Origin of the sequence: Halomonas sp. MCCC 1A11062, from assembly GCF_021404355.1 — a bacterium.
Lineage (GTDB): Bacteria > Pseudomonadota > Gammaproteobacteria > Pseudomonadales > Halomonadaceae > Halomonas > Halomonas aerodenitrificans.
Genome location: NZ_JABFTW010000001.1, coordinates 75,577 through 98,878 on the forward strand (window position 1 = coordinate 75,577; position 23,302 = coordinate 98,878).

Below are 23,302 nucleotides of genomic sequence, written 5' to 3' on the forward strand. Positions count from 1 at the left end.
CGCGTTACCCTGTCATCTGAATGCGCACCCGGCGCCGCCCCGAGGCGGCACCGGCTTGGGGATTGACGAAAGTGGTCCAGCCGAGCTGACAGCAGCCATGGTCGCCAAGACGCATGGGCTGCACCGCGCTCTCCAGCAGTTCCAGTTCGAGGTCGTAGGCCAGCGGCTCGCGCAGTACGAAGCTGACCAGGGTCTTGAGCGGCGCATGCTCGCAGCCGTCGGGCAGGAAGTCGCGGAAGCGGGCCAGGCTGAGCCCCTGCAGGCACAGGGCGAACTTGCCGCCCACGTCGGCGACCCGCTCGCCGGCCACCATGTCCTCGCCCAGGGTCATGGCGCCGAGGCCGGTGCGGCTGCGCTGGTCCTCGGGAATCTCGACCCAGCGGTGCACCCACTGCTCGACGCTCACGTCGTCGAGGTCGAAGCAGTGACCGACCACGCTCTCGACCACCTCGGGCGAGCGCGAGCGCCCCGCCAACAGGCCGGCATAGGCCAGCATCTTGCCCCAGTTGATCGGCGCCTCGCCGCGCAGCTCCTCGTCGGCCAGCCCCACCAGGGCGAACACCGCGGCGGAGAAGCCGTCGCTGGCGCCATCCTGGTAGCGCACGTAGTGGCGGTACTTGCGCCAGCTGCGATGCACCAGGGTCAGCAGGCGGTGGTTGAAGAAGTCTAGAAAGTCGCGGGCGACCCCTTCGTGATGGGCCGCCTCATGGGCTAGCGATTCCAGGTAGTAGCCGGGCAGCGGCGACTGGGCCCCCTGCAGGCCGAAGAAGCTGACTTCCAGCGCGTATTCGCCGCTCGGGCGCGGTTCCAGTGCCACCACGTCGCTGCCGGGGAAGCCAAGCGACGCCGAGGCGCTGAAGCGCACCCGCTCGCGACCGGGATGCACGTCGGCCACGCGCTCGAGATCGTCGTCATGGTGACGATGCAGCAGCTCGACGAGCTGGTAGAAATCGTAGCGCCGGGCTCCCTCGATCAGGGCCAGCGGCGCTAGATCAGGGGTTGTTGGCCCGACTGTAAGGTCCATGCGTAACGTTCCTGGTTGTGACGATTGACGACGTGGAGTTCGTGGAACGAGTTGATGCTGGCGTAGAGCGAGAAGAATCGTGCCAGCACGCTGCCGAACAGATAGAGGCTGCCCTCGTCGCCGAAGGCTTCCTGGTCCAAGGTCATGACCGAGCGCAGGCCGCGTACCGGCAGGCCACGCTTGAGCCGGTCGATGGAGCGGGTCTCGATGTTCAGCACACCGGCCAGACGCTTCTGCGACACCCGCTCGGCCTGGCGGTCGACCAGGGCACGGAAGTCGTAGGCCCGCAGCACCGAGCACAGCGCATCGCGCTCGAGCAGCGACAGGTAGTTGAGCGATAGGTTGGAGATCAGCGTCCACAGCAGGCTGCCGTCCAGGGTCGGGCGCAGCGCCGGGGTGGGCCGGGTGATGTTGCGATAGGCGGCGAACACCGGACTGGTATCGGTGGAAGCGATGATGTCGCCCACCGCCAGGCGCTCGGGCAGGGTACGGTTGCTGCAGGTCAGGCGCAGCGAGATGGTCTCGCGCATGCCGACGCAGGCCTGCTCGTCGCCGCGCACGAAGGCGATGTCGTGGTCGAAGCCGTCGCCGCGCAGGCTGTCGCGTACCCGCACGCGGAAATAGCGCGCCTCGCGGCCGCGGTCACGTTCGATCTGATGCTGGAAGCTCTCGAACGGCACGTACTGACGCGGCTCGCCGCGCATCTTGCCGCTATCGCCCTCCAGCCAACCCTGTACCGCGTCGACGCTGAACACCTCGTAGTGCTCCGCCGCGCGGCTGCTGGGGCGAATGCGGTACTCGCTGCGCTCGCCGTTGAGGTCGATGGGGTCGGCGTCGTGACTGAACAGGTTGATGGCCGGGGCGCAGAACAGCGCCAGATGCTCGTCGCGCACCTTGGCGTCCGCCGGCAGCGTGCGTGAGAAGACGAAGCGCAGCACGATGAGCGAGGCCTGGCGCGCCGGCAGCAGCCGACCCAGCCCCACCAGATCGACGAAGTGGAAGGCCTCGGGAAAGCACAGGTACTCCTGCAGGATGCGATAGCCCTGGTGCACGTTGCGCGGATAGGGCAGCAGCGCGTGCTCGCGCTCGAAGCCCACCGGAGAGAGCATGTCGCGAGGCAGTGGAACCACGGCGCCATCGATCTCCAACTCCAGGCGCGACAGATAGTGGCCCAGCCACAGATAGAGCGTGCGTGCGGTATAGCCGCCGCCGCCCAGATGCAGGCGCAGGTTGTCGATGCCCAGCGCATCCAGCGACTGGTCGCCGTCCACGTCGAGAGCCAGTTCGACGATGGAGGACTCACGGGAGTGGCGCGCCTCCACGCCGGCATGCATCAGCGGATAGAGCGCCACGTCGTGGCAGATACGGAAGCGACAGGCGGTGCCGTCGATGGGGCGCGCCGCCAGCGTGGTGCCGGCGGCCACCTCCTGGCGTCCGCTCAAGGCACCCTTGTTGGGCGTGAACTGCATGATCGTCATGCTCGGCACCGGGCGCAGATAGTTGGGCCACAGCATGGAGATCAGCGAGTGGGTCAGCTCGGGGAACTCGTCCTCGACCTTCTCGCGCATGCGTCCAGTAAGAAAGGCGAAGCCTTCCAGCAGGCGCTCGACGTCCGGGTCCGTGCTGCGCTCGGAGAGGAAGCGGCTGAGGCCGGGGTTGGCCTCGGCGAACTCCCGCCCCTGCAGCTTCAGGTAGTCGAGCTCGTCCCGGTAATAACGATTGAGCATGCACGCCTCGCTTCCTGGCTGGGGCTAATCGGCTTGGGTACTCAGTTCAGGCACTGGTAGCGTTTGTCGTTGAGCAGCAGATCGATGGTGGCCTGGCCCTGGTCGCGCCCGAGATCCACCGTGGCGTGCACCTGGAAGCGCAGCTGCAAGGGGTCGCTGCCACGCGGCAGCGACTCCACTTCCACCTGCCGCACACGCGGCTCGAACCGCTCGATGCACTGGCGAATGGCACGCTGGATGTTGCGTTCCAGATCGAGCACGCCGATGGTCGCGTCGTTGAAGTCGAGAAGCCCCAGCTCCGGGGCACATTCGCTGTGCCCCGGGTGGCTGTTGAGCAGATCGACCAGATGGCGCTTGATGGACTCGACGATCTCGGCAAGGCTCGCCTCGGCGCCGCCGGCTTCCGGTCGCTCGGGAGCCGCCAACCGCTCGAACAGCCGGTTGCCGAGCACGCCACCACGGTGAATCGTCATGGCCGCGCCCTCCCCTTACTCCTTGTCCAGACGACCCACCAGCGACAGCTCGAAGTTGGCGCCCATGTACTTGAAGTGCGGACGCACGGACATGGAAACCTGGTACCAGCCCGGATCGCCTTCGACGTCGGAGACCTGGATCGAGGCGGCCCGCAGCGGACGACGGCTGCGCACCTCGGCCGGGGGATTTTCCTGGTCGGCAACGTACTGGCGAATCCACACGTTGAGCTCGCGCTCGAGATCCTGACGCTCCTTCCAGGAGCCGATCTGCTCGCGCTGCAGCACTTTGATGTAGTGAGCCAGGCGGTTGATGATGAACATGTAGGGCAGCTGGGTGCCGAGCTTGTAGTTGGTCTCGGCGGCCTTGCCCTCGGGGGTGTTGGGGAAGACCTTGGGCTTCTGCACCGAGTTGGCCGAGAAGAAGGCGGCGTTGTCGCTGCCCTTGCGCATGGTCAGCGAGATGAAGCCCTCTTCGGCCATCTCGAACTCACGGCGGTCGGTGACCAGCACCTCGGTGGGGATCTTGGCCTGCAACTGGCCCAGCGCCTCGTAGGTGTGCACCGGCAGGTTCTCCACTGCGCCGCCGCTCTGCGGGCCAATGATGTTGGGGCACCAGCGGTACTTGGCGAAGCTGTCGGTGAGGCGCTCGGCGAGCAGGTAGGCTGTATTGCCCCAAAGGTAATCTTCGTGGCTCTCGCTGACCGTCTCGCGGTAGTGGAAGGTCTTGACCGGGTTCTCCACCGGGTCGTAGGGCATGCGCAGCAGGAAGCGCGGCGCGGTCAGGCCCAGGTAGCGGGCGTCCTCGGACTCGCGCAGGCTGCGCCAGCGGGCGTACTTGGGCCCTTCGAAGATCGCCTTGAAGTCCTTGATGTTAGGCAGCTCCTGGAAGCTGTCGATGCCGAAGAAGCTCGGCGCCACCGAGGAGAGGAACGGCGCGTGAGCCATGGCGCCCACTGCGGCGGTGAACTGCAGCAGCTTGATGTCGGGGGTCGAGGGCGAGAAGTCGTAGTTGCCGATGATGGCACCCACCGGCTCGCCGCCGAACTGACCGTACTCGGTCGCGTAGACGTGCTGGTAGAGCCCGCTCTGGCTGAGCTCCGGCGCGAACTCGAAGTCCTCCAGCAGCTCTTCCTTGGTGGCATGCAGCAGGTCGAGCTTGATGTTCTGGCGGAAGTCGGTGCGGTCGACCAGCAGCTTGAGCCCGCGCCAGGCCGATTCGATCTGCTGGAAGCCGCGGTCGTGCAGGATCTCGTCGACCTGACTGCCGATCTTGCGGTCGAGCTCGACGATCATGCGGTCCACCACCGCCTTGTTGACCTGCGGCGCCGCGTCGTCGCTGCGCAGCAGCTCGGCAATGAAGGCGGCCACGCCCTGCTTGGCGATGTCGTAACCGTCCTCGGACGGCGCCAGGCGGGTCTGCGCCATCACCTGATCGAGAAGGGAGCCCTCGGCTTTGGCCTCAGCGGCCTGCCCCTGCGTCTGTGCCATTTCGCTCATTGTACGTGCCTCGAATCTTTTGCCTGGCCGGGAACTTCATGCGCTGTGGGCGCGCTCCCGGAATGCCTCTGTGACGCGGGAGCCTCAGCTCTTGGCGTCGTCGCGAGTGTCCAGCAGCTCGAGTTCGGCGAGCAGCTGCGTGCGCGCTTCGTCGCTCTCCATCAGCTTCTGCAGCTGGTCACGGAACGCAGGGACGTTGCCCAGCGGGCCCTTGAGCGCCACCAGCGCCTCGCGCAGCTCGACCAGCTTGCGCAGCTCGGGCACCTGGCGTGCCACGCTGTCGGGAGTGAAGTCCTCGAGCGACTTGAATTCGAGGTTGACCGGCAGGTCGCCGGCGTCCTCGCCCTCCTCGAGGCGATTGGGCACGCTGGCGGTCAAGCTGAGACCGGCTTCGCGCATTACCGACTTGAAGTTGTTCTTGTCCACCGAGAGCTTTTCCCGCGCCTCGATCGGCGTGGCCTCGGCACCACCCTTGAAGTCGCCTACCACCAGCAGCTTGAGCGGCAGTTCGGTTTCCGCCTGCTGATCGCCGGTAGCCGGCACGTACTTGATGTTGATGCGCTCTTTAGGCGCAACGGTTCCTTCCTTCGCCATTGGAGAAGCTCCCTGATGGACCGCCTTGTTTGGAATCGCAACAGCTGAGTCGCTACAGCTGCGTCGACAACGCACCACGCCCTGTCCGCATCAGCCCACTCTCAGTCAGGCAGATGCGGTCAGCATTCAGGTGAGAAGCGTTATCGCCCTTGCTCGTGAGGCGAGAGAGTAATCAGGCTTGCGGCATGTGCCAAACGGCCCGATCGGCCGAGTGACGGTTACAATTGAGACACAGAGTGTCGTTTCGGCTTACACGCAATCCGCCACAACCCCCGCGGCGACGCGGGTCGTTGCTGAACGCAGGCCATTGCTGACAAGCGGATGAGCGAATGAACTACAAAGCTTGTAGGTGATCGCTTACACGAATATAAGAAATATAGGGCAAATTGATACGTCATTCGCTTCACCTCGAAGTACGATGAATGACGCTGGCAGTACGAGAAGAACCAGTACCCCTCAAACGAATCGGCCGGGCATGCGCCCGGCCGATTCCCTTCCCCGCGGCAAAGACCTCAACCCAGACGTGCGCGAATCGCCGCTTCGATACCGGCAGCATCGAGGCCACACTCGGTCAGCAGTTCGGCGGGCTTGCCGTGCTCGACGAAGGTGTCGGGCAGGCCCAGGTTGAGCAGCGCCACCTGCACGCCCTCGGCGGCAAGCAACTCGTTCACGCCGCTGCCGGCGCCGCCGGCTACCACATTCTCCTCCAGGGTGACCAGCAGCTCGTGGTCGGCGGCGGCGGCCAGAATCGCCTCGCGATCGAGCGGCTTCACCGAGCGCATGTTGAGGTGCGTGGCATCGAGGGATGCGGCCACCTCGGCCGCCGGGCCGTTGAGGCTGCCGAAGGCGAGCAGGGCGACCCGCTTGCCGGGCTCGGCGCCGCTCTCGCGGCGCAGCTCGGCCTTGCCGATCGCCAGCGGCTCGAGGTTCGAGGGTATCGCCACGCCCGGCCCGCTGCCGCGGGGGTAGCGTACCGCGGCGGGTCCCGGGTGATGGTAGGCGGCGCTGAGCATGGCGCGGCACTCGGCCTCGTCGGCCGGCGTCAGGATCACCATGCCGGGCACGCAGCGCAGGTAGGAGAGATCCATGCTGCCGTGGTGGGTGGGGCCGTCTTCGCCCACCAGGCCGGCGCGGTCGATGGCGAAGGTGACGTCGAGCTCCTGCACCGCCACGTCGTGGATCAGCTGATCGTAGCCGCGCTGCAGGAAGGTGGAGTAGATCGCCACCACCGGCTTCGCCCCTTCACAGGCCATGCCGGCGGCCAGCGTCACCGCATGCTGCTCGGCGATGGCCACGTCGTAGTAACGGTCGGGATACTCCTTCGAGAAGCGGATCAGATCGGACCCCTCGCGCATCGCCGGGGTGATGCCGATCAGGCGCTTGTCGACCGCCGCCATGTCGCACAGCCACTCGCCGAAGACATTGCAGTACTTGGGTTTTTTTCTTGCGGGCACCACCGGCGCACTGCTGGGCGCATCGCCATTCTTCTCCAGCTCGTTCTTTTCCAACTTCGTGATGGCGTGATAGCCGATGGGGTCGGCCTCGGCGGGCAGGAAACCACGTCCCTTGCGGGTCTTCACGTGCAGGAACTGCGGGCCGTCCAGGTCACGGATGTTGCGCAGGGTCTGGATCAGGGTGGGCAGGTCGTGGCCGTCGAGGGGGCCGATGTAGTTGAAACCCATCTCCTCGAACAGCGTGGCAGGGCTGACCATGCCCTTCATGTGCTCCTCGGTGCGCCGCGCCAGCTCCAGCGCTCCCGGCAGGTGCGACAGCACCCGCTTGCCCTCTTCGCGGATGGCGAGGTAGGGCTTGCTGGAGAGAATGCCGGCCAGGTAGCTGGCAATGCCGCCGACGTTCTCGGAGATCGACATCTCGTTGTCGTTGAGCACCACCAGCAGGTTGGCATCGAGGTGACCGGCGTGGGCCAGCGCCTCGAAGGCCATGCCGGCGGTCAGCGCACCGTCGCCGATCACCGCACAGACGCGACGCTTGTCGCCGCGGGTGGCAGCGGCCAGGGCCATGCCCAGCGCCGCCGAGATCGAGGTACTGGAGTGGCCTACGCCGAAGGTGTCGTAGGGCGATTCGGCGCGCCGCGGAAACGCCGCCAGGCCGCCGTACTGCCGGATGGTCGGCATGGTCTCGCGCCGGCCGGTGAGGATCTTGTGCGGATAGGCCTGATGGCCGACGTCCCACACCAGGCGGTCGTGGGGCGTCTCCAGGGCATGGTGCAGCGCCACGGTGAGCTCCACCACTCCCAGGCCGGCGCCGAAGTGACCGCCACTGCGGCCCACGCTGTAGAGCAGGTAAGCGCGCAGTTCGTCGGCCACCTGCAGCAGTTGGGCGCTGCTCATGGCGCGCAGAGCCGCCGGGGTGTTCAGCGAATCGAGCAGCGGGGTTACCGGGCGCTCGACAGGTATTACGTCGTAGAGCTTCATTGCGATTCGGTCGTCCTGGCTGTCATGCCGTATGGCGGCTAGTGGTCGCGCTCGATCATGTAGCGGGCCAGTTGGGCCAGCGGGTCGCCCGCCTCGCCCAGCGGCGCCAGCGCCGCCAGCGCTTCGTCGGTCAGCTCTTGGGCCCGGCGACGAGCGCCTTCCAATCCCAGCAGGGCCGGATAGGTCGGCTTGTCGCGGGCGGCATCGGCACCCGATGCCTTGCCCAGGGTCTGGGTGTCGCCGATGACGTCGAGAACGTCGTCGTGTATCTGAAAGGCCAGACCGAGCGCCTCGGCGTAGCGATCCAGCGCCGCCACACGAGGATCCTGTTCGGGTACGGCCGTCAACGCCCCCATGCGTACCGCGGCGCAGATCAGCGCGCCGGTCTTGTGGGCATGCATGGTGGCGAGTGCCTCGACGTCAGGGTGGCCGCCAACGGCCGCCAGGTCCAATGCCTGCCCTCCCACCATGCCGTCGCGACCGGCGGCGACGGCCAGCGTGAAGATCAGTGCCGGCAGGCGCGGATGCGCAGCACGGGCGAGCACTTCGAAGGCCAGGCTCTGCAGCGCATCGCCGGCGAGTATCGCCGTGGCCTCGTCGAAGGCACGGTGCACCGTGGGCTGCCCCCGGCGCAGGTCGTCGTCGTCCATGGCCGGCAGGTCGTCATGCACCAGCGAGTAGGCATGGATTAGCTCGACGGCAGCGGCAGGCGCATCGAGCGCCTCGTCGCTGGCCCCGAGCGAGCGTCCGGCCAGATAGACCAGCAGTGGGCGCAGGCGCTTGCCGCCCACCAGCAGCGCATGGCGCATGGCGGCTTCCAGGCGCGGAGCCGGCGGCTGGCGCTGCTCGAAGGCGCGCGCCAGGAAGGCATCGACCCGAGCGCGGTCGACCGCCAGGGTGGCGGAAAGAGAGTCAGTGCTCACTGTCGTCCTCCGCGCTCGGGCCGGCGAAGGGTTCGAAGTCGATGCCGCCGTCGGGACCCTCGACCAGGGTGCGCACGCGCAGCTCGGCCTCGTCGAGACGACGCTGGGCATTGCGGGTCAGGCGTACGCCCTGCTCGAAGGCGGCAAGCGAGCCCTCCAGCGTCAGCTCGCCCGACTCCAGCTGCTCCACCAATTGCTCCAGTCGCTCCACGGCAGCGGCGAAATCGACCTCGGCTTCATCGCCCACCGTCTCGCCCATCGCTTGCTTGTCACGCTCGGCCATGACACCCCTATTGGTCACCGCTGTTTTCAGGAGGCACAGTATACACGCACAGCCCTATACGCACTGCCCCAGGGGTCGTCTGCCCGCGCCGAGTCACGTGCAGCGCGCTCATCTTCGCGACGCAGCATTTTCATCTTGACGCGTATCGGTTGTGTTAACATGAGCGCCCTGTTCCCAGCCTGAACACCGGATGGCACCACGCCGTTTCGGCACCCTCCGGTCTTCCAGCACAGCACGCGGCGTACCACGAAGGGGTTGATTCGACCATGGCCAAAACGTCCCTGGACAAGAGCAAGATCAAGATCCTGCTGCTCGAGGGCGTCCACCAGAGCGCGGTGGACAATTTTCTGAATGCCGGTTACACCAACATCGAGCATCTGCCCACCTCGCTCGACGAGGCGGCGCTGGTAGAGAAGGTGCGCGACGCGCATTTCCTCGGCATTCGCTCACGCACTCAGCTCACCGAGCGCGTGTTCGCCGCCGCCGAGAAGCTCAATGCCGTGGGCTGCTTCTGCATCGGCACCAATCAGGTCGACCTGAATGCCGCCCTGATACGTGGCATCCCGGTATTCAACGCTCCCTACTCCAACACCCGCTCGGTGGCGGAGCTGGTGCTGGCCGAGGCGATCATGCTGCTGCGCGGCATCCCCGAGAGAAACCTCCGCGCCCACCAGGGCGGCTGGTTGAAGAGCGCCAAGAACTCCCACGAGGCCCGCGGCAAGACCCTGGGCATCGTCGGCTACGGCAATATCGGCGCCCAACTCTCGGTGCTGGCCGAGTCGCTCGGCTTAAACGTCATCTTCTACGACGTGGTGACCAAGCTCGGCATGGGTAACGCCAGCCAGGTGGCCAGCCTCGAGGAGCTGCTGGCACGTGCCGACGTGGTCAGCCTGCACGTACCCGAGCTGCCCTCCACCAAGTGGATGATCGGCAAGGAACAGCTGGCGCTGATGAAACCCAGCGGCATCTTGATCAATGCCTCCCGCGGCAGTGTGGTGGTGATCGAGGACCTGGCCGAGGCACTCCAGGCCGGCCGTCTCTATGGCGCCGCCATCGACGTCTTCCCGGTGGAGCCCAAGGGCAACGACGAAGAGTTCGTCAGCCCGCTGCGCGGCATCCCCAACGTGATCCTCACGCCCCACGTCGGCGGCTCGACGCTGGAAGCCCAGGAGAACATCGGCATCGAGGTTTCCGAGAAGCTGATCACCTACTCCGACAACGGCACCACCGTGACCTCGGTGAACTTTCCCGAGGTGGCACTGCCGGCCCACCCGGACAAGCATCGCGTGCTGCACATCCACGACAACGTGCCGGGCGTGCTCTCCGAGATCAACCGGGTGCTCTCCGAGAGCGGCATCAACATCTCCGGGCAGTACCTGCAGACCAACGACAAGGTCGGCTACGTGGTCATCGACGTGGACAAGGCCTACGGCGAGCAGGCGCTCGAGGCGTTGCGCAAGGTCGATCACACCCTGCGTGTACGGGTGCTCTACTCCGAGACCAACTTCGAGGAGTGAGCAAGCGGCTCACCGCCACTAGACCGCCGCGCCTAGCGCGGCGGTCTGCGTTAAAGGCTCTGAATGTCGATGACGTAGCCGATGATCGGGTAGCCGGCCTGCTTTGCCGCCTTCTCGGCTTCCAACTGGGCTTCGAGCTTGGAAATGCTGGTGGAACGGTGCTCGAAGACGGTATCGGCTTCCAGCTTGCGTGTTCTCACTGCAAGCCGGACCAGGTGGCCGGTCTTGTAGGACTGGGCAGACATCCCGGCCGCCCCGGCACTCTTCTGCTTGCCCTTCTTGGCACGACTCTTTTGCTCGTCCTTCTTGTCGCCCAGCAGGTCGCGCACCGGCGACGGCTCGTGGCCGGGCTTCATGAAGGCATCTATCTCGCGCTTGATGCTCCGCTCGAACTCGCTCAGTTCGTCGCTCATTCATCCTCCAATGACAGATGTTCGCGCCCCGTTTGGAACATATCAGAACCTCGCCGCTAGAATGCCTAACCCAGGTTATGCGAGGTCGAACACTTGGTTAGATGCGCAGCCCTTGTGGTTAGACGCGCAGCCCCTTGCTGTGCTAATCATTTCTTTTCAAAACGTATATTGCCGCCTTCACAAGGAAAAGTGCATGCCGACTAGCGCCGCCTACCTGATCGTAGTGCTGGTGTGGGCCACCACGCCACTGGCCATCAAGTGGAGCGCCGAGGCGGGGGCGCCCGTAGGCAGCGTGCTGTTGCGCATGGCGATCGCCTTTCTGGCGGGGTTGCTGGTGCTGGTGGTCCTGCGCAGCGGACTACGCAGGGACCGGCGCGCCATGACAAGCTACGCGGCAGCGGTTCCCGGAGTATTCGGGGCCATGGCCCTGAGCTATCACGCCTCGATGACGCTACCCTCCGGCATGATGTCGGTGATTTTTGGCATGGCGCCGCTGATCTCGGGGCTGATCCTGCAGCTACTGCCCGGTGCCGTGAAGCTGCGTCGCTGGCACTGGTTCGGCTGCACCCTCGGCCTGGCGGGGCTGGGCGTGGTTTTCGCCGACAGCCTGGTGTTGGGCAGCGACCAGCTGCCGGCCCTGCTGATGATGGTCCTTGCCGTGACCCTGTTCTGCGGCAGCGGCATCGCCGTGCAGCGGGTAGCGGCCGGGCTCGGCCCACTGGAGCAAACCCTGGGCGCCCTGGCCCTGAGCCTGCCGTGTTTCTTCATCCTGTGGCTGGTCAGCGGCGAGCCCATGGCGATACCGCTCAGCACACGCGGCCTGTGGTCTGTGCTCTATCTGGCGCTGTTCGGCTCGCTGCTGGGCTTCCTCTGCTACTTTCTGATCCTGTCGCGGCTCTCGGCCGCCAGCGTGGCGCTCGTCACCTTGATCACCCCGGTACTGGCTCTGGGCCTGGGCATGACGCTCAATCAGGAGCAGCCATCGTCCTCCATGCTGGCGGGAGCGGTACTGATCCTGGTGGCGCTCGGCGCCTACCTGTTCGGCGACAGGTTGGCCCGGCTGAAGGCCGAGCGTGAGGCCACGCCCTCCTGAGCGCGGCTAGAAGCAGGTCTGCATCACCTCGACCACTTCCAGCCTCTCATCGACGCGGCAAACCCGCCGCCACTTGTCGAAGGTGAGACAGGGATGTGACGCGCCGAAGGCGACGATGTCGCCCACCCGCACCCTGCCATTGCCCACTTCGGGCTCATCTTCGTCGTGAGGCAGTTGCACGAAGGCGTGCTGATCCATCAGCTTGGTCACGCGCCACCCCGCCACCGAAAGCGTGCGCCCCGGTCGCTCGTCGCCTTCACGATAGCGGCGCAACGGTTCGGGCAGCTGGTCGTGACCGATATCGCGCTTGCCCATGCCGACGATGGCCAACCCCGGCTCCGGCAGCGACAGCACCTGGGCGAATACTTCGAGCGCTGGCTTGAGCCCGCGCTCGAGCTCCGGCCGGCGTCCGAGGATGTCATGCTGGGCCTGACGATAGATGCCGTGGTCGTGCACCACGTAGCAGCCAGGGCGCAGCACCGGCACGAACTGCTTGCCCAGATGCGCCTCGCGGAACACTTCGGCGATCATGTCATACCAGGCCGAGCCGGACGCGGTGATCAGCGGCCGGGGGCTCTCGATCAGGGCGTCCTTGTCCAGCGCCTGGGCCGCTTCCACCAGTTGCCAGGCATAGGCGCGCACGGCACGCTCGGGGTCGTTGCCGTGCACCACCCCCTCGTAGCCTTCGAGCCCGCAGAGCACCAGCGCCTGCTCGCTGTCGATACGCTCGGCGAGCGCCATCACCTCGTCGGTATCGCGGCAGCCGCAGCGCCCTCCCGGCACGCCCAGCTCGATCAACACCTGGAGGCGCAGGCCGCGGGCGGTGAAGTAGCGCGCCAGCTGGTCGGCGTTCGCGACGCTGTCGACCACACAGTAGAAGTCGGCTCCCGCCTCGATGAGCTCGGCGACGATGGCCATGTTGGCTTCGCCGACGAGCTGGTTGGCCATCAGCAGACGGTTGACGCCATGACGGAAGGCCGCCCGACACTGTGGTGCGGTAGCCAGGGTGATGCCCCAGGCACCGGCGGCAAGCTGACGCTGAAACAGCTCGGGGCACATGGTGGTCTTGCCGTGCGGGGCCAGCCGCGCGCCGTGGTCTTCGCAAAAACGCTGCATCCAGGCCAGGTTGTGGGCCAGCGCCGGCTCGTGGATCACCGCCGCGGGTAGGCTGACGCCCGACAGCAGGCTGGTCCCGACTTCCGGCATGCCCTTGTGCTGGGTCTCGAGGTCGGAAAACGTGTGGTTCATGCTTCACTCTCGCTGGGTGGACACAGGAAGCGCGGCACATCCTCTTTGGTCGTAGAGGTATCGAAATGTGCACGTGTCAGGCTAGTCTGGTGCAGGGCACGTTGCTACAGGATACGACAATGACTACTACCGTCGACGAGCGCCCGGTAATTCGTCGCGACCACCGCGGTGTCGCCACCCTGACGCTGAACCGTCCGCACCAGTTCAATGCGCTGTCCGAGGCTCTGCTCAAGGCCCTGGGCGGCGAGCTTTCCCGCCTGGCCAATGATGACTCGGTGCGCTGCGTGGTCATCGCCGCCGAGGGGCGCGCCTTCTGCGCCGGGCACGACCTCAAGGAGATGCGCGCCACCCCCGACAAGGCTTATTACCAGGCGCTGTTCGCCCAGTGCGGCGAGGTGATGCAGCGCATCGTCGAGCTGCCGGTACCGGTAATCGCCCGGGTACAGGGCCTGGCCACCGCCGCCGGCTGCCAGTTGGTGGCCAGCTGCGATCTGGCCGTAGCGGCCAGATCGGCGCGTTTCGCGGTGTCGGGCATCAACGTCGGGCTGTTCTGCTCGACCCCCGCGGTGGCGCTCTCGCGCAACATCGGTCGCAAGCGCGCCATAGAGATGCTGTTCACCGGCGAGTTCATCGATGCCGAGCAGGCGTTCGACTGGGGGCTGATCAATCGCGTGGCCGACGACGAGGCGCTGGACGAGGTGCTCGACCAGCTCACCGCCAGTCTGTGCGCCAAGAGCGCCGTGGCCCTGCGCACCGGCAAGGCGCTGTTCCAGCGACAGCTGCAGATGCCGCTACGCGAAGCCTACGCCCTGGCCGGCGAGACCATGGCCTGCAACATGATGGCCGAGGACGTGGCAGAGGGCATCGATGCCTTTATCGCCAAGCGGGAGCCCCAGTGGCGACATCGCTGAAGCGCCCCCCTGCGAAAGAAGAGTGGAAGCCATTTCCGCAATCGAGACAAGCTAGCACCGAGCGGGTATCCTGTTGCAGGCCTTGCGGCCCAGATCAACGCAGAGGATATACGCAGGTGAGTGAAGTCAAACGCAGAACGGCGGGGCGTCCGCCCGGCCCTGGCAAGAGCGCCAGCGGTCATAGTCAGTCGCTGGTGCGCGGCCTCAATCTGCTCGAGCGCCTGGCGGCCACGCCGGGCGGCCTGGCGCTCTCGGAGCTGGCGGAGATGGTCGACCTGGCCCCCTCCACCACGCACCGCCTGCTGCAGGCACTGCAGGGGCAGGGCTTCATCACCCAGGACGCCGCGCTCGGCGTGTGGAAGGTCGACGTCAAGACCTTCCGCATCGGCAACAGCTTTCTCGAAGCGCGCGACTTCGTCGCCGCCAGCCGGCCTTTCCTGCGTCGGCTGACCGCCGAGACCGGCGAAACCGCCAACCTGGGCATCCGCGACGGCGCCACGGCAGTGTTCCTGGCCCAGAGCGAGTCGCCGCAGATGATGCGCATGATCACCCGGCTCGGCTCCCGCGCGCCGCTGCACGCTTCGGGGGTCGGCAAGGCGCTGATGGCCTGGCTGCCTGACGACGAGTTCGAGCGGGTGCTGGCCGAACGTGGCCTGACGCGAGTCACCGAGAATACTCTGCATACCCCGGAGTCGCTGCGCGCCAACCTGGCCGAAGTACGTCGTCAAGGCTTTGCCTGCGACCGTGAGGAGCATGCCATCGGCCTGCACTGCGTGGCCGCGTGCCTGCACGATGAGCACGGCACGCCGCTGGCGGCGATCTCGGTATCGGGCCCGGTGGCTCGCATTCCCGAGTCGCGGCTGCTGGAGCTGGGTGAGCTGGTGCGCGAAACCGCCGCCGAAATCACCGCCCGCCTGGGCGGGCGCGTGCCCACCGAAGCGGCGGTGAAAGCGTGAAACCGGCCCGCCCAGCGGGCTAGCCCTTGTCGCCGATCCGCTCCAGCTGCCGCTCGAGCTTGCGCATCACGTTGAGCAGGTCGCGATACTCACCGGCGGTGAGGGTCGCGACCAGCTCCGCCTCCCAGGCCTGGGCCTCGGGGATCAGCTTGGTCAAAAGCTTCCGCCCGGCAGCGGTAAGGTGCAGGTCCTGCTGACGTTGATCCTCGGGCGCCGGCGTGCGGCTGATCAACCCGCGCTCCTCCAGCCCTTGAATCGCCCGCGACACGCGGGCCTTGTCCATATAGGTGTATGCGCAGATCTTCTTTGCCGTCAGCTCGTCGCAGTGGCTGAGCCAGGCCAGTATCCGCCACTGGGCGATATTGAGCTGGTAGCGCTCCTCGTAGAGTTCGGCCAGCGCCTGACTGATGCGATCGGCCAGGCTGTTGAGCCGGTAGGGCAGGAACTGATTGAGATCCAACTCTTGCTTGGTCGGCGGCCCGGCCAGGTCCTCGTCGCCCTCCATGGCGAGACCGGCCTGGCGTTCTTCTTCTGTATTCATCTCGAGACTCCTCACCCGCACTTGGCAGCGATCAATAGAGCAGTTGCGGCAGGAACAGCACGATACCCGGGAACACCAGCACCAGCAACGCACGCGCCATGCCGGCCACCCAGAACGGCGTCACGCCGCGGAAGATCGTGCCCGTGGAAACATCCGGCAGCACCGCCCGCAGCACGAACACGTTCATTCCCACCGGTGGCGTGATCAGGCTGATCTCGATCACGATCACCACCAGAATGCCGAACCACACCAGGTCGAAGCCGAGCCCCGCCACCACCGGGAAGAACACCGGCACGGTGAGCAGCAGCATCGACATGCTCTCGAACACGCAGCCGAGCAGCACGTAGATGGCGAGTATCACCAGAATGACCATGAACGGAGCGATGTTGAGCCCGTTGACGAAGGCCAGCAGGTCATTGGGCAGCCCGGCACGGTTGATGAAGTTGGCAAAGATCAGCGCGGTGAGCACCACGGCGAACAGCATGGCGGTGGTACGCACGGTGTCCATCAGCACGTTCATCAGCACCTGAGGGGTGAGCGCCCGGCGCAGCAGGGCGATGATGAAGGCGCCCATGGCGCCGATGCCCGCCGCTTCGGTGGGGGTGAACACGCCGAGGTAGATGCCGCCGATCACCAGCACGAACAGGGCCAGGGTGCTGCCCACGCTCTTGAGCGCCTGGAAGCGCTCGGGCCACGGTACCTTCTCGCCGGCGGGACCGGCCGCAGGGTCGCGCCACAGCACCCATTTCACTGCGACCAGGTAGAGGATGATGCCCAGTATGCCGGGAATGAAGCCGGCGGCGAACAGTTCGCGGATGCTGGTTTCGGTGAGGATGCCGTAGATCACCAGCATCACGCTGGGGGGAATCAGGATGCCCAGGGTGCCGCCGGCGGCGATGGAGGCCGAGGCCAGGGTGTCCTTGTAGCCGTACTTGCGCATCTGCGGCATGGCGACCCGGCCCATGGTGGCGGCGGTGGCCAGGCTCGAGCCGCAGATGGCGCTGAAGCCGCCGCAGGCGACAATGGTGGCCATGGCCTGACCGCCCTTGCGGTGGCCGAGGAAGCCATTGGAGGCGCGGAACAGCGCATCGGACAGCCCGGCGTGGGAGACCAGGTTACCCATCAGGATGAACAGCGGGATCACCGACAGACCGTAGTCCATGGCGGTGTCCACCACCCGCCGCGCGGCCATGGCTTCGGCGGCGTTCCAGTTGCCGGTGAGGAAGTAGAAGCCGGCGAAGCCGACGATGCCCATGGCAAACGCCAGGGGGACCCGCAGAAAAGCCAGCAGCAGCAGGGCGGCGAACCCATACAGCGCTTCAGTCATGATCGCCTCCCTTGCCTTTCTCGGGGCTGAGCGGGCCGCCGCGTTCGAGCACGCCCACGCCTTCCAGCAGGTAGCCGGTGGCGCGCAGCAGCGTCAGCGCGGCCGAGACGGCCAGCATGATCGAGATGAGATAGATGAGATAGCCGTTGGGGATGCGCAGAAACTCGGTCACGTCGCCCCACTCCATGGCGCGCTCGGCCAGCGCCCAGATACGCCGCGCCATGATCCACAGTGCCCCGGTGACAATCAGGTTGACCAGCACCTGGCGGATCCAGATCAGGCGCGCGGGAAACACGCTGTCGAGCAGATCGACGCTGACGTGCTCCTCGCGCCAGCACACCACCGGCAGCGACAGGAACACCAGCGCGGCCAGCATCAGCTGGGTCAGCTCGACGGTACCGAGAATCGGCGAGTTGAAGAAGTAGCGTCCGGTCACGTCCGCCGTGGTCAGCAGCATCATGGCGAAGAGGGTGGCACCGGCCACCCCCTCCAGCGTCAGCTGCATGACACGGCCGACTCGCAACCAGAGCGTGGACGAGGTCGGCATGGTCTAGCCTCCAGAAACGTACAGCGGGTTACTGGCGCACGACGCGCTCGGCGATACCTTCGCTCTCGGCAGCCAGGGCCAACTGCTCGCGGAAGTGTGTCAGGGCAGCCTCGGCATCGACCCCGCGATCCGCCACGGCGTTGGACCACTCGGCGATCAGTTCCTCGGTCACACCGCGCAACCGCTCGATATCCGCTTCGGGCGCTTGGGTGAAGGTGGCGCCACGCTCCTGGCCGAACTCGACGCCGCTCTCGTCGGAAACGTCCATCATGTAGCCGAACAGCCGCGACAGGTGCTCACCGGAGACGGCCTCGATCGCCTCGCGATCCTCGGGCGAGACCTGATCCCAGAACATCGGGTTCATGACGATGGCGAAGCTGCCGCGATAGAAGCCGCCATCCACAGTCAGGGTGTGCGGTGCCACTTCGGCCACGCGGAAGCTGCGCAGGCTTTCCAGGGTCAGCATGGCGCCGTCGACCACCCCCTGGGAGGCGGCTTCGTAGACGCCGGTGGGCGGCAGCGCCACGCCGGTCACGCGCATGGCATCGGCCAGCCCGCTCATCACCCCGCCACCGACCCGCAGGCGCTTGCCCGCCAGCTCGTCGATGGAGCCGATCTGGTCGCGGGTGAAGATTTGCCCCGGCCCGTGCACGCCCATGGCCAGCACGTCGACGCCACGATGCTCGTTGGCCTGGGCCAGATATTCCTGATGCGTGTGCCAGTAGGCCGCAGCGGCATCCTCGGAGGAGAACTCCTCGAAGGTGGGGAACTCCGGCAGCTGGGTGGCCAGGAAGCGGCCGGCCATGTGCGCGTGGAAGATCCAGCTGGCATCGGCAATGCCATCGGCGACGATCTCCATCTGCGCCGCCGGCGGACCCATGTCGTGCACCACTTCGACGGTCACGCGGCCCTCGGTGGCCTCCTCGATCCACGCCTTCCAGGTCGGCCAGACGATGGTGTTGACGCCGTGATTGGGGCCGCCCCAGGTACTGACGGTGATGGCGGTCTGGGCCAGCGCTGGCGTGCCGAGGCCAAACCCGAGCGCCGCTACGGCGCCGATCATGAGGCGGTTGGTGGTTTTCATTGTGAGCTCCTGGATCGTCACGGGTGGCGTACTCGCGCCACGTGGTGGCTTTGCATTGTTGTAATGGCTGCGTCGCTGTCTTCGGCTGCGCTCGCCGGTGACGACGCGGCCTATGTTAGTCAGCCTCACCTTGCCGTTAGTTAATTTCCCGTGCAACTAATTTTACAGAGTTTCGTTATTAGACTTAGGTCGAAAAAGTTATTAACCATATGATCTAAAGCAAATTATGTTCATTCTATCATCGCTTGATTTGCGTATTGGTCCGTGATTTGCTGGACATATAGTTTCAAACACAACTATGCTGGCAGCATTCCGGCACCGCTGGTGGGCGGAACACGGCCCACGTGACGACCCTGACGACCCTGGAGGAACCATGAGCAAGAAGTTCGCTTCCCACGCCGATACCGAAGAGAAGCAGGTCAGCTTCACCCAACTGGCCGAGGGCCTGTACGCCTATACCGCCGAGGGCGACCCCAACACCGGCGTGGTGATCGGCGACGACAGCGTGATGGTGATCGACACCCAGGCCACGCCGATCATGGCCCAGGACGTGATTCGCCGCATCCGCGAGGTCACCGACCTGCCGATCAAGCATGTGGTGATGAGCCACTACCACGCCGTACGCGTGCTGGGCGCCTCGGCCTACGGTGCCGAGAACATCTACGCCAGCCAGCACACCTACGACCTGATCGTCGAGCGCGGCCAGCAGGACTACGAATCCGAAGTCGGCCGCTTCCCGCGCTTGTTCAAGGGCGTCGACTCGGTGCCCGGCCTGACCTGGCCCAACATCGTCTTCCAGCAGGAGCTGACGGTGTTCATGGGCAAGCGTGAGGTACGCATCATCCACCTCGGTCGCGGCCATACCAAGGGCGACACCATCGTCTGGCTGCCCGAGGAGAAGGTGATGTTCTCCGGCGATCTGGTCGAATACGGCGCCACCCCCTATACCGGCGACGCCTACCACGAGGACTGGCCCGCCACCCTCGACCGCCTGCAGGCGTTGGCCCCGCAGAAGCTGGTGCCGGGTCGCGGCGAGGCGCTCACCACCCCCGAGCAGTGCCAGGAGGCGATCCAGGGCACTCGCGACTTCCTCGCCGACATGTACGAGAGCGTCAAGGCGGGCAAGGCGGCCGGCAAGTCGCTCTCCGAGTGCTATGCCGAGACCTACGCCAAGCTCAAGCCCAAGTACGGCCACTGGGTGATCTTCGACCACTGCCTGCCCTTCGACATCACCCGCTGCTACGACGAGGCCGGTGGCGAATACCCCGACCCGCGTATCTGGACCGCCGAGCGCGACACCGAGATGTGGCACTCGCTGCAGGAAGTCGTCGCAAACCAGTAACGACAACGATACCCGGGGACGTCCCGGACCAGGCCTGCCGCCGGTACGCCACCCGGCGGTAAGCACGAGGGGAGCACGATGCCAACCACCTACAACAATCCCGTCTACCCGTACCGCCGCGCGCCGGAGCTCGACCGTGGCGACGTGCGCCACTGCCCGGTAGTGATCGTCGGCGCCGGCCCCACCGGTCTGGCCATGGCCATCGACCTGGCCCAGCAGGGCATCGCCAGCGTGGTGCTCGATGACAACAACACCGTCAGCGTCGGCTCGCGGGCGATCTGCTTCGCCAAGCGCACGCTGGAGATCCTCGACCGCCTGGGCTGCGCCCAGCCGATGGTCGACAAGGGCGTGACCTGGCAGCGCGGCCGGGTGTTCTTCCAAGAGCGCGAGGTTTACGACTTCGACCTGCTGCCGGAAGAGGGCCACCGCATGCCCGCCTTCATCAACCTGCAGCAGTACTACTTCGAGGAGTACCTGGTCGACCGCGCCAATGAGCTCAACGAGCTGATCGACCTGCGCTGGTTGCACAAGGTCATCAAGGTCGACAGCCAGACCGAGCGCAGCGAGGTGCTGGTCAGCACCGAAGACGGCGACTACCGCCTCTCCTGCGACTACCTGCTGGTAGCCGACGGCGCCAACAGCAGGATTCGCGACATGCTGGGCCTGGAGAGCAAGGGCCAGGTGTTCCAGGACCGCTTCCTGATCGCCGACGTGATCATGAAGGCGGAATTTCCCACCGAGCGCTGGTTCTGGTTCGACCCGCCCTTCCACCCCAACCAGTCGGTGCTGCTGCACCGTCAGCCGGACAACGTCTGGCGCATCGACTTCCAACTGGGCTGGGACGCCGACCCGGAAGAGGAGAAGAAGGAGGAGAACATCCGCCCGCGGGTGCAGGCGATGCTCGGCGCCGACGTGGAGTTCGAGCTGGAGTGGGCCAGCGTCTACACCTTCCGCTGCCGCAAGATGGACAGCTACATCCATCGGCGGGTGTTCTTCATGGGCGACGCTGCCCATCAGGTCTCGCCCTTCGGCGCCCGCGGCGCCAACGGCGCGCTGCAGGGCACCGACAACCTGGCCTGGAAGCTGGCCCGGGTGCTCAAGGGCCAGGCTCCCGCGGCACTGCTCGCCACCTATGACGACGAGCGCCAGCACGGCGCCGCCGAGAACATCCTCAACTCGACGCGCGCCACCGACTTCATCACGCCCAAGAGCCGGGTGAGCCGCCTGTTTCGCGACAGCGTGCTGGAGCTGGCCGAGCACTACCCCTTCGCCCGCCGCCTGGTCAACAGCGGCCGACTCTCCATGCCGTGCCGCTACGACGACTCGCCGCTCAATGGCCACGAGACCGAGGGCCTGCCGCTCGAGCTGCGCCCCGGCAGCCCGGCCAAGGATGCGCCGATCGGCCTGGCCGGCCGCCGTGCCTGGCTGCTCAACCAGCTCGGCGAGCGCTTCGTACTGCTGCTCGACGGCCGCGTCGACAGCGCACGGGCCGAGGCCCTGCGCAGCGAACTCGCTCCGCTGCTCGAGCACCGCGACGACCTGGATCTGCTGATCGTCGGCCCGGCGCCGCACGCCCTGACCGAGCTGCCGCGCAGCCGCCAGATCGAGGACGTGGAGAACCTGATCGGCGAGCGCTACGGCCTTAGCGCCGGCATCGCCTACCTGCTGCGCCCCGACCAGCATGTCACCGCCCGCTGGCACGACGTTACGGCGGCAGCGGTCGGCGAGGCGATGGACCGCGCCCTGGGCGCCTATCTCGCTCCTTCCACCGTTCAGGGAGGCACCCATGCCACGGCTTGAGCTCAACCCCAACTTCACCGACCCGGACGCCTTCTACGCCGCGCTCACCGAGCTGCACCGCGAGCGTAGCGAGGCCGAGAGCGAGCGCATCAATGCCCGGCTGATCCTGCTGCTGGCCAACCACATCGGCGACCAGCAGGTGCTCGAGGAGGCGCTGACCATCGCCGGCCAGGCCACACACGACACCGCCAAGCAAACGGCTTGAGCAAAGCAAAATTCGACAGGACGTTGAGACAGAGGACCTCCGACATGACGACCCAGACGCTCGAGTACCAGAGCGGTTTCCGTAACCACTTCGCCAGCGAGGCGCTGTCCGGCGCCCTGCCGGTGGGGCAGAACTCGCCCCAGCGCTGCGCCTATGGTCTCTATGCCGAGCAGCTCACCGGCTCGGCCTTCACCGCCCCGCGCCACGCCAACCTGCGCAGCTGGCTCTACCGCATCCGCCCCTCGGTGGTGCAGAGCGAGTATCGGCCGCTGGAAAACCGCCGGGTAGCCACCTCGCCGCTGGCCAGGCCCGCCGCCGATCCCAACCAGATGCGCTGGGACCCGCTGCCGATTCCCGCCGAGCCCACCGATTTCATCGACGGCCTGCTGACGATTGCCGTCAACGGCGACGCCGGTACCCAGGCCGGCTGCGGCGTGCACGTCTACGCCTTCAACCGCGACATGACCGAGCGCTTCTTCTACGACGCCGACGGCGAGCTGTTGATCGTGCCGCAGCAGGGCACCCTGCGCCTGCGCACCGAGCTCGGTGAGCTCGAGGTCAAGGGCGGCGAGATCGCGGTGATTCCCCGCGGCATGAAATTCCAGGTGCGCCTGGCCGCGGGTTCCGACGCCGCCCGCGGCTACGTCTGCGAGAACTACGGCAGCCCCCTGGAACTGCCCGGCCTCGGCCCCATCGGCGCCAACGGCCTGGCCAACCCGCGGGACTTCGAGAGCCCCGTGGCCGCCTATGAAAATATCGAGGGCGACTTCGAGCTGGTGGCCAAGTTCTCCGGCCGCTTCTGGGTGACCAAGCTCGGCCACTCGCCGCTGGACGTGGTGGCCTGGCACGGCAACTACGCCCCCTACAAGTACGACCTGGCCAATTTCAACACCATCAACACGGTGAGCTTCGATCACCCTGACCCCTCGATCTTCACCGTGCTGACCTCACCCTCCGACACCCCGGGCATGGCCAACATCGACTTCGTGATCTTCCCGCCGCGCTGGATGGTGGCCGAGCAGACCTTCCGCCCGCCCTACTTCCATCGCAACCTGATGAGCGAGTTCATGGGCCTGATCCACGGCGAGTACGATGCCAAGGCCGAGGGCTTCCTGCCCGGCGGCGCCAGCCTGCACAACTGCATGTCGCCCCACGGCCCCGACGCCGAGACCTTCGAGAAGGCCACCAACGCCGAGCTGACACCGCAGCGCCTGGATGCGACCCTGGCCTTCATGTTCGAGAGCCGCTATGTCTTTCATCCGACCGAAGCGGCGCTCAACGCGGACATTCGCCAGCGCGACTACGTCGACGTGTGGTCGACCCTGCGTTCGCACTTCGATCCCAAGCAGCCCTGACAGCCTT

Annotated in this window: 22 protein-coding genes; 8 read left to right on the forward strand and 14 right to left on the reverse strand. The window is 66.2% G+C overall.

Annotation, left to right across the window (positions count from 1 at the left end):
- Positions 1-4 precede the first annotated feature (4 nt).
- The 8 genes from tssG to HOP58_RS00370 form a co-directional block, all read right to left on the reverse strand.
- The gene (tssG, locus tag HOP58_RS00335; protein ID WP_010626155.1) at positions 5-1,024 is read right to left on the reverse strand and encodes a type VI secretion system baseplate subunit TssG; all 1,020 of its coding nucleotides are present in this window, start codon (positions 1,022-1,024) and stop codon (positions 5-7) included.
- Complete coding sequence (gene tssF / locus HOP58_RS00340; RefSeq protein WP_234259138.1) at positions 988-2,751, reverse strand: type VI secretion system baseplate subunit TssF; 1,764 nt, start codon at positions 2,749-2,751, stop codon at positions 988-990. The genes tssG and tssF overlap by 37 nt, the downstream gene beginning before the upstream one ends.
- 41 nt (positions 2,752-2,792) lie before the next feature.
- Complete coding sequence (tssE, locus tag HOP58_RS00345) at positions 2,793-3,224, reverse strand: type VI secretion system baseplate subunit TssE (protein WP_234253324.1); 432 nt, start codon at positions 3,222-3,224, stop codon at positions 2,793-2,795.
- A 15-nt stretch (positions 3,225-3,239) separates the two neighbouring features.
- Entirely contained in the window at positions 3,240-4,721 is a 1,482-nt protein-coding gene (tssC, locus tag HOP58_RS00350) for a type VI secretion system contractile sheath large subunit (RefSeq protein WP_234253325.1), read from the reverse strand.
- An 84-nt stretch (positions 4,722-4,805) separates the two neighbouring features.
- A complete protein-coding gene (gene tssB, locus HOP58_RS00355) occupies positions 4,806-5,315 on the reverse strand; it encodes a type VI secretion system contractile sheath small subunit (RefSeq protein WP_010626151.1) in 510 nt (169 codons plus the stop codon).
- Positions 5,316-5,827: 512 nt separating this feature from the next.
- Complete coding sequence (gene dxs / locus HOP58_RS00360) at positions 5,828-7,750, reverse strand: 1-deoxy-D-xylulose-5-phosphate synthase (protein WP_234259140.1); 1,923 nt, start codon at positions 7,748-7,750, stop codon at positions 5,828-5,830.
- Positions 7,751-7,788: 38 nt separating this feature from the next.
- A complete protein-coding gene (gene ispA / locus HOP58_RS00365; RefSeq protein WP_234259142.1) occupies positions 7,789-8,673 on the reverse strand; it encodes a (2E,6E)-farnesyl diphosphate synthase in 885 nt (294 codons plus the stop codon).
- On the reverse strand, positions 8,663-8,956 hold the full coding sequence (locus HOP58_RS00370; protein WP_234259437.1) for an exodeoxyribonuclease VII small subunit: 294 nt from the start codon (positions 8,954-8,956) through the stop codon (positions 8,663-8,665). The genes ispA and HOP58_RS00370 overlap by 11 nt, the downstream gene beginning before the upstream one ends.
- Positions 8,957-9,222: 266 nt before the next feature.
- Between HOP58_RS00370 and serA the strand changes: the two genes are divergently transcribed.
- Positions 9,223-10,473: a phosphoglycerate dehydrogenase gene (gene serA / locus HOP58_RS00375; RefSeq protein WP_234259144.1), complete on the forward strand. Its 1,251-nt coding sequence runs from the start codon at positions 9,223-9,225 to the stop codon at positions 10,471-10,473.
- A gap of 50 nt (positions 10,474-10,523) precedes the next feature.
- On the opposite strand, the gene HOP58_RS00380 is transcribed toward serA, so the two are convergent.
- Entirely contained in the window at positions 10,524-10,886 is a 363-nt protein-coding gene (locus HOP58_RS00380) for a hypothetical protein (protein ID WP_234253330.1), read from the reverse strand.
- Positions 10,887-11,079: 193 nt separating this feature from the next.
- On the opposite strand from HOP58_RS00380, the gene HOP58_RS00385 reads away from it, so the two are divergent.
- Complete coding sequence (locus tag HOP58_RS00385) at positions 11,080-11,979, forward strand: DMT family transporter (RefSeq protein ID WP_234259146.1); 900 nt, start codon at positions 11,080-11,082, stop codon at positions 11,977-11,979.
- A gap of 6 nt (positions 11,980-11,985) precedes the next feature.
- Here the strand turns inward: HOP58_RS00385 and HOP58_RS00390 are convergent, their stop codons facing one another.
- On the reverse strand, positions 11,986-13,227 hold the full coding sequence (locus tag HOP58_RS00390) for an amino acid deaminase (RefSeq protein ID WP_234259148.1): 1,242 nt from the start codon (positions 13,225-13,227) through the stop codon (positions 11,986-11,988).
- Between the two features lie 119 nt (positions 13,228-13,346).
- Between HOP58_RS00390 and HOP58_RS00395 the strand changes: the two genes are divergently transcribed.
- Entirely contained in the window at positions 13,347-14,138 is a 792-nt protein-coding gene (locus HOP58_RS00395) for an enoyl-CoA hydratase (RefSeq protein ID WP_234259149.1), read from the forward strand.
- A gap of 116 nt (positions 14,139-14,254) precedes the next feature.
- Positions 14,255-15,094, forward strand: a complete 840-nt coding sequence (locus HOP58_RS00400) for an IclR family transcriptional regulator C-terminal domain-containing protein (protein ID WP_010626141.1) — start codon at positions 14,255-14,257, stop codon at positions 15,092-15,094.
- 19 nt (positions 15,095-15,113) lie between these two features.
- Here the strand turns inward: HOP58_RS00400 and HOP58_RS00405 are convergent, their stop codons facing one another.
- The 4 genes from HOP58_RS00405 to HOP58_RS00420 all read right to left on the reverse strand — a co-directional run bounded on the left by HOP58_RS00405 (position 15,114) and on the right by HOP58_RS00420 (position 18,593).
- Complete coding sequence (locus HOP58_RS00405; RefSeq protein WP_051004584.1) at positions 15,114-15,599, reverse strand: MarR family winged helix-turn-helix transcriptional regulator; 486 nt, start codon at positions 15,597-15,599, stop codon at positions 15,114-15,116.
- 67 nt (positions 15,600-15,666) lie between these two features.
- Positions 15,667-16,962 (reverse strand): TRAP transporter large permease, encoded by a 1,296-nt coding sequence (locus HOP58_RS00410; RefSeq protein ID WP_234259151.1) that lies wholly within the window; start codon positions 16,960-16,962, stop codon positions 15,667-15,669.
- Positions 16,955-17,509 carry a TRAP transporter small permease gene (locus HOP58_RS00415; RefSeq protein WP_234259153.1) on the reverse strand — a complete coding sequence of 185 codons (555 nt, stop codon included), beginning with the start codon at positions 17,507-17,509 and terminating at the stop codon, positions 16,955-16,957. The genes HOP58_RS00410 and HOP58_RS00415 overlap by 8 nt, the downstream gene beginning before the upstream one ends.
- Positions 17,510-17,537: 28 nt before the next feature.
- A complete protein-coding gene (locus tag HOP58_RS00420; protein WP_010626139.1) occupies positions 17,538-18,593 on the reverse strand; it encodes a TRAP transporter substrate-binding protein in 1,056 nt (351 codons plus the stop codon).
- A 373-nt stretch (positions 18,594-18,966) separates the two neighbouring features.
- Between HOP58_RS00420 and HOP58_RS00425 the strand changes: the two genes are divergently transcribed.
- The 4 genes from HOP58_RS00425 to hmgA all read left to right on the forward strand — a co-directional run bounded on the left by HOP58_RS00425 (position 18,967) and on the right by hmgA (position 23,295).
- Positions 18,967-19,935, forward strand: coding sequence for an MBL fold metallo-hydrolase (locus HOP58_RS00425; protein ID WP_234259156.1), 969 nt, complete (start codon positions 18,967-18,969; stop codon positions 19,933-19,935).
- Positions 19,936-20,013: 78 nt separating this feature from the next.
- Positions 20,014-21,735: an FAD-dependent oxidoreductase gene (locus HOP58_RS00430; RefSeq protein ID WP_234259158.1), complete on the forward strand. Its 1,722-nt coding sequence runs from the start codon at positions 20,014-20,016 to the stop codon at positions 21,733-21,735.
- On the forward strand, positions 21,722-21,940 hold the full coding sequence (locus tag HOP58_RS00435) for a DUF2783 domain-containing protein (protein WP_234259159.1): 219 nt from the start codon (positions 21,722-21,724) through the stop codon (positions 21,938-21,940). The genes HOP58_RS00430 and HOP58_RS00435 overlap by 14 nt, the downstream gene beginning before the upstream one ends.
- Before the next feature lie 44 nt (positions 21,941-21,984).
- Positions 21,985-23,295 carry a homogentisate 1,2-dioxygenase gene (gene hmgA, locus HOP58_RS00440; protein WP_234259161.1) on the forward strand — a complete coding sequence of 437 codons (1,311 nt, stop codon included), beginning with the start codon at positions 21,985-21,987 and terminating at the stop codon, positions 23,293-23,295.
- Positions 23,296-23,302: the final 7 nt, after the last annotated feature.

Bases quoted from the DNA above. Each gene is read 5' to 3' on its own strand.
- tssG (WP_010626155.1), bottom strand. From the start codon at position 1,024: ATGGACCTTACAGTCGGGCCAACAACCCCTGATCTAGCGCCGCTGGCC.
- tssF (WP_234259138.1), bottom strand. From the start codon at position 2,751: ATGCTCAATCGTTATTACCGGGACGAGCTCGACTACCTGAAGCTGCAG.
- tssE (WP_234253324.1), bottom strand. From the start codon at position 3,224: ATGACGATTCACCGTGGTGGCGTGCTCGGCAACCGGCTGTTCGAGCGG.
- tssC (WP_234253325.1), bottom strand. From the start codon at position 4,721: ATGAGCGAAATGGCACAGACGCAGGGGCAGGCCGCTGAGGCCAAAGCC.
- tssB (WP_010626151.1), bottom strand. From the start codon at position 5,315: ATGGCGAAGGAAGGAACCGTTGCGCCTAAAGAGCGCATCAACATCAAG.
- dxs (WP_234259140.1), bottom strand. From the start codon at position 7,750: ATGAAGCTCTACGACGTAATACCTGTCGAGCGCCCGGTAACCCCGCTG.
- HOP58_RS00370 (WP_234259437.1), bottom strand. From the start codon at position 8,956: ATGGCCGAGCGTGACAAGCAAGCGATGGGCGAGACGGTGGGCGATGAA.
- serA (WP_234259144.1), top strand. From the start codon at position 9,223: ATGGCCAAAACGTCCCTGGACAAGAGCAAGATCAAGATCCTGCTGCTC.
- HOP58_RS00380 (WP_234253330.1), bottom strand. From the start codon at position 10,886: ATGAGCGACGAACTGAGCGAGTTCGAGCGGAGCATCAAGCGCGAGATA.
- HOP58_RS00385 (WP_234259146.1), top strand. From the start codon at position 11,080: ATGCCGACTAGCGCCGCCTACCTGATCGTAGTGCTGGTGTGGGCCACC.
- HOP58_RS00390 (WP_234259148.1), bottom strand. From the start codon at position 13,227: ATGAACCACACGTTTTCCGACCTCGAGACCCAGCACAAGGGCATGCCG.
- HOP58_RS00395 (WP_234259149.1), top strand. From the start codon at position 13,347: ATGACTACTACCGTCGACGAGCGCCCGGTAATTCGTCGCGACCACCGC.
- HOP58_RS00405 (WP_051004584.1), bottom strand. From the start codon at position 15,599: ATGGAGGGCGACGAGGACCTGGCCGGGCCGCCGACCAAGCAAGAGTTG.
- HOP58_RS00410 (WP_234259151.1), bottom strand. From the start codon at position 16,962: ATGACTGAAGCGCTGTATGGGTTCGCCGCCCTGCTGCTGCTGGCTTTT.
- HOP58_RS00415 (WP_234259153.1), bottom strand. From the start codon at position 17,509: ATGCCGACCTCGTCCACGCTCTGGTTGCGAGTCGGCCGTGTCATGCAG.
- HOP58_RS00420 (WP_010626139.1), bottom strand. From the start codon at position 18,593: ATGAAAACCACCAACCGCCTCATGATCGGCGCCGTAGCGGCGCTCGGG.
- HOP58_RS00425 (WP_234259156.1), top strand. From the start codon at position 18,967: ATGAGCAAGAAGTTCGCTTCCCACGCCGATACCGAAGAGAAGCAGGTC.
- HOP58_RS00430 (WP_234259158.1), top strand. From the start codon at position 20,014: ATGCCAACCACCTACAACAATCCCGTCTACCCGTACCGCCGCGCGCCG.
- HOP58_RS00435 (WP_234259159.1), top strand. From the start codon at position 21,722: ATGCCACGGCTTGAGCTCAACCCCAACTTCACCGACCCGGACGCCTTC.
- hmgA (WP_234259161.1), top strand. From the start codon at position 21,985: ATGACGACCCAGACGCTCGAGTACCAGAGCGGTTTCCGTAACCACTTC.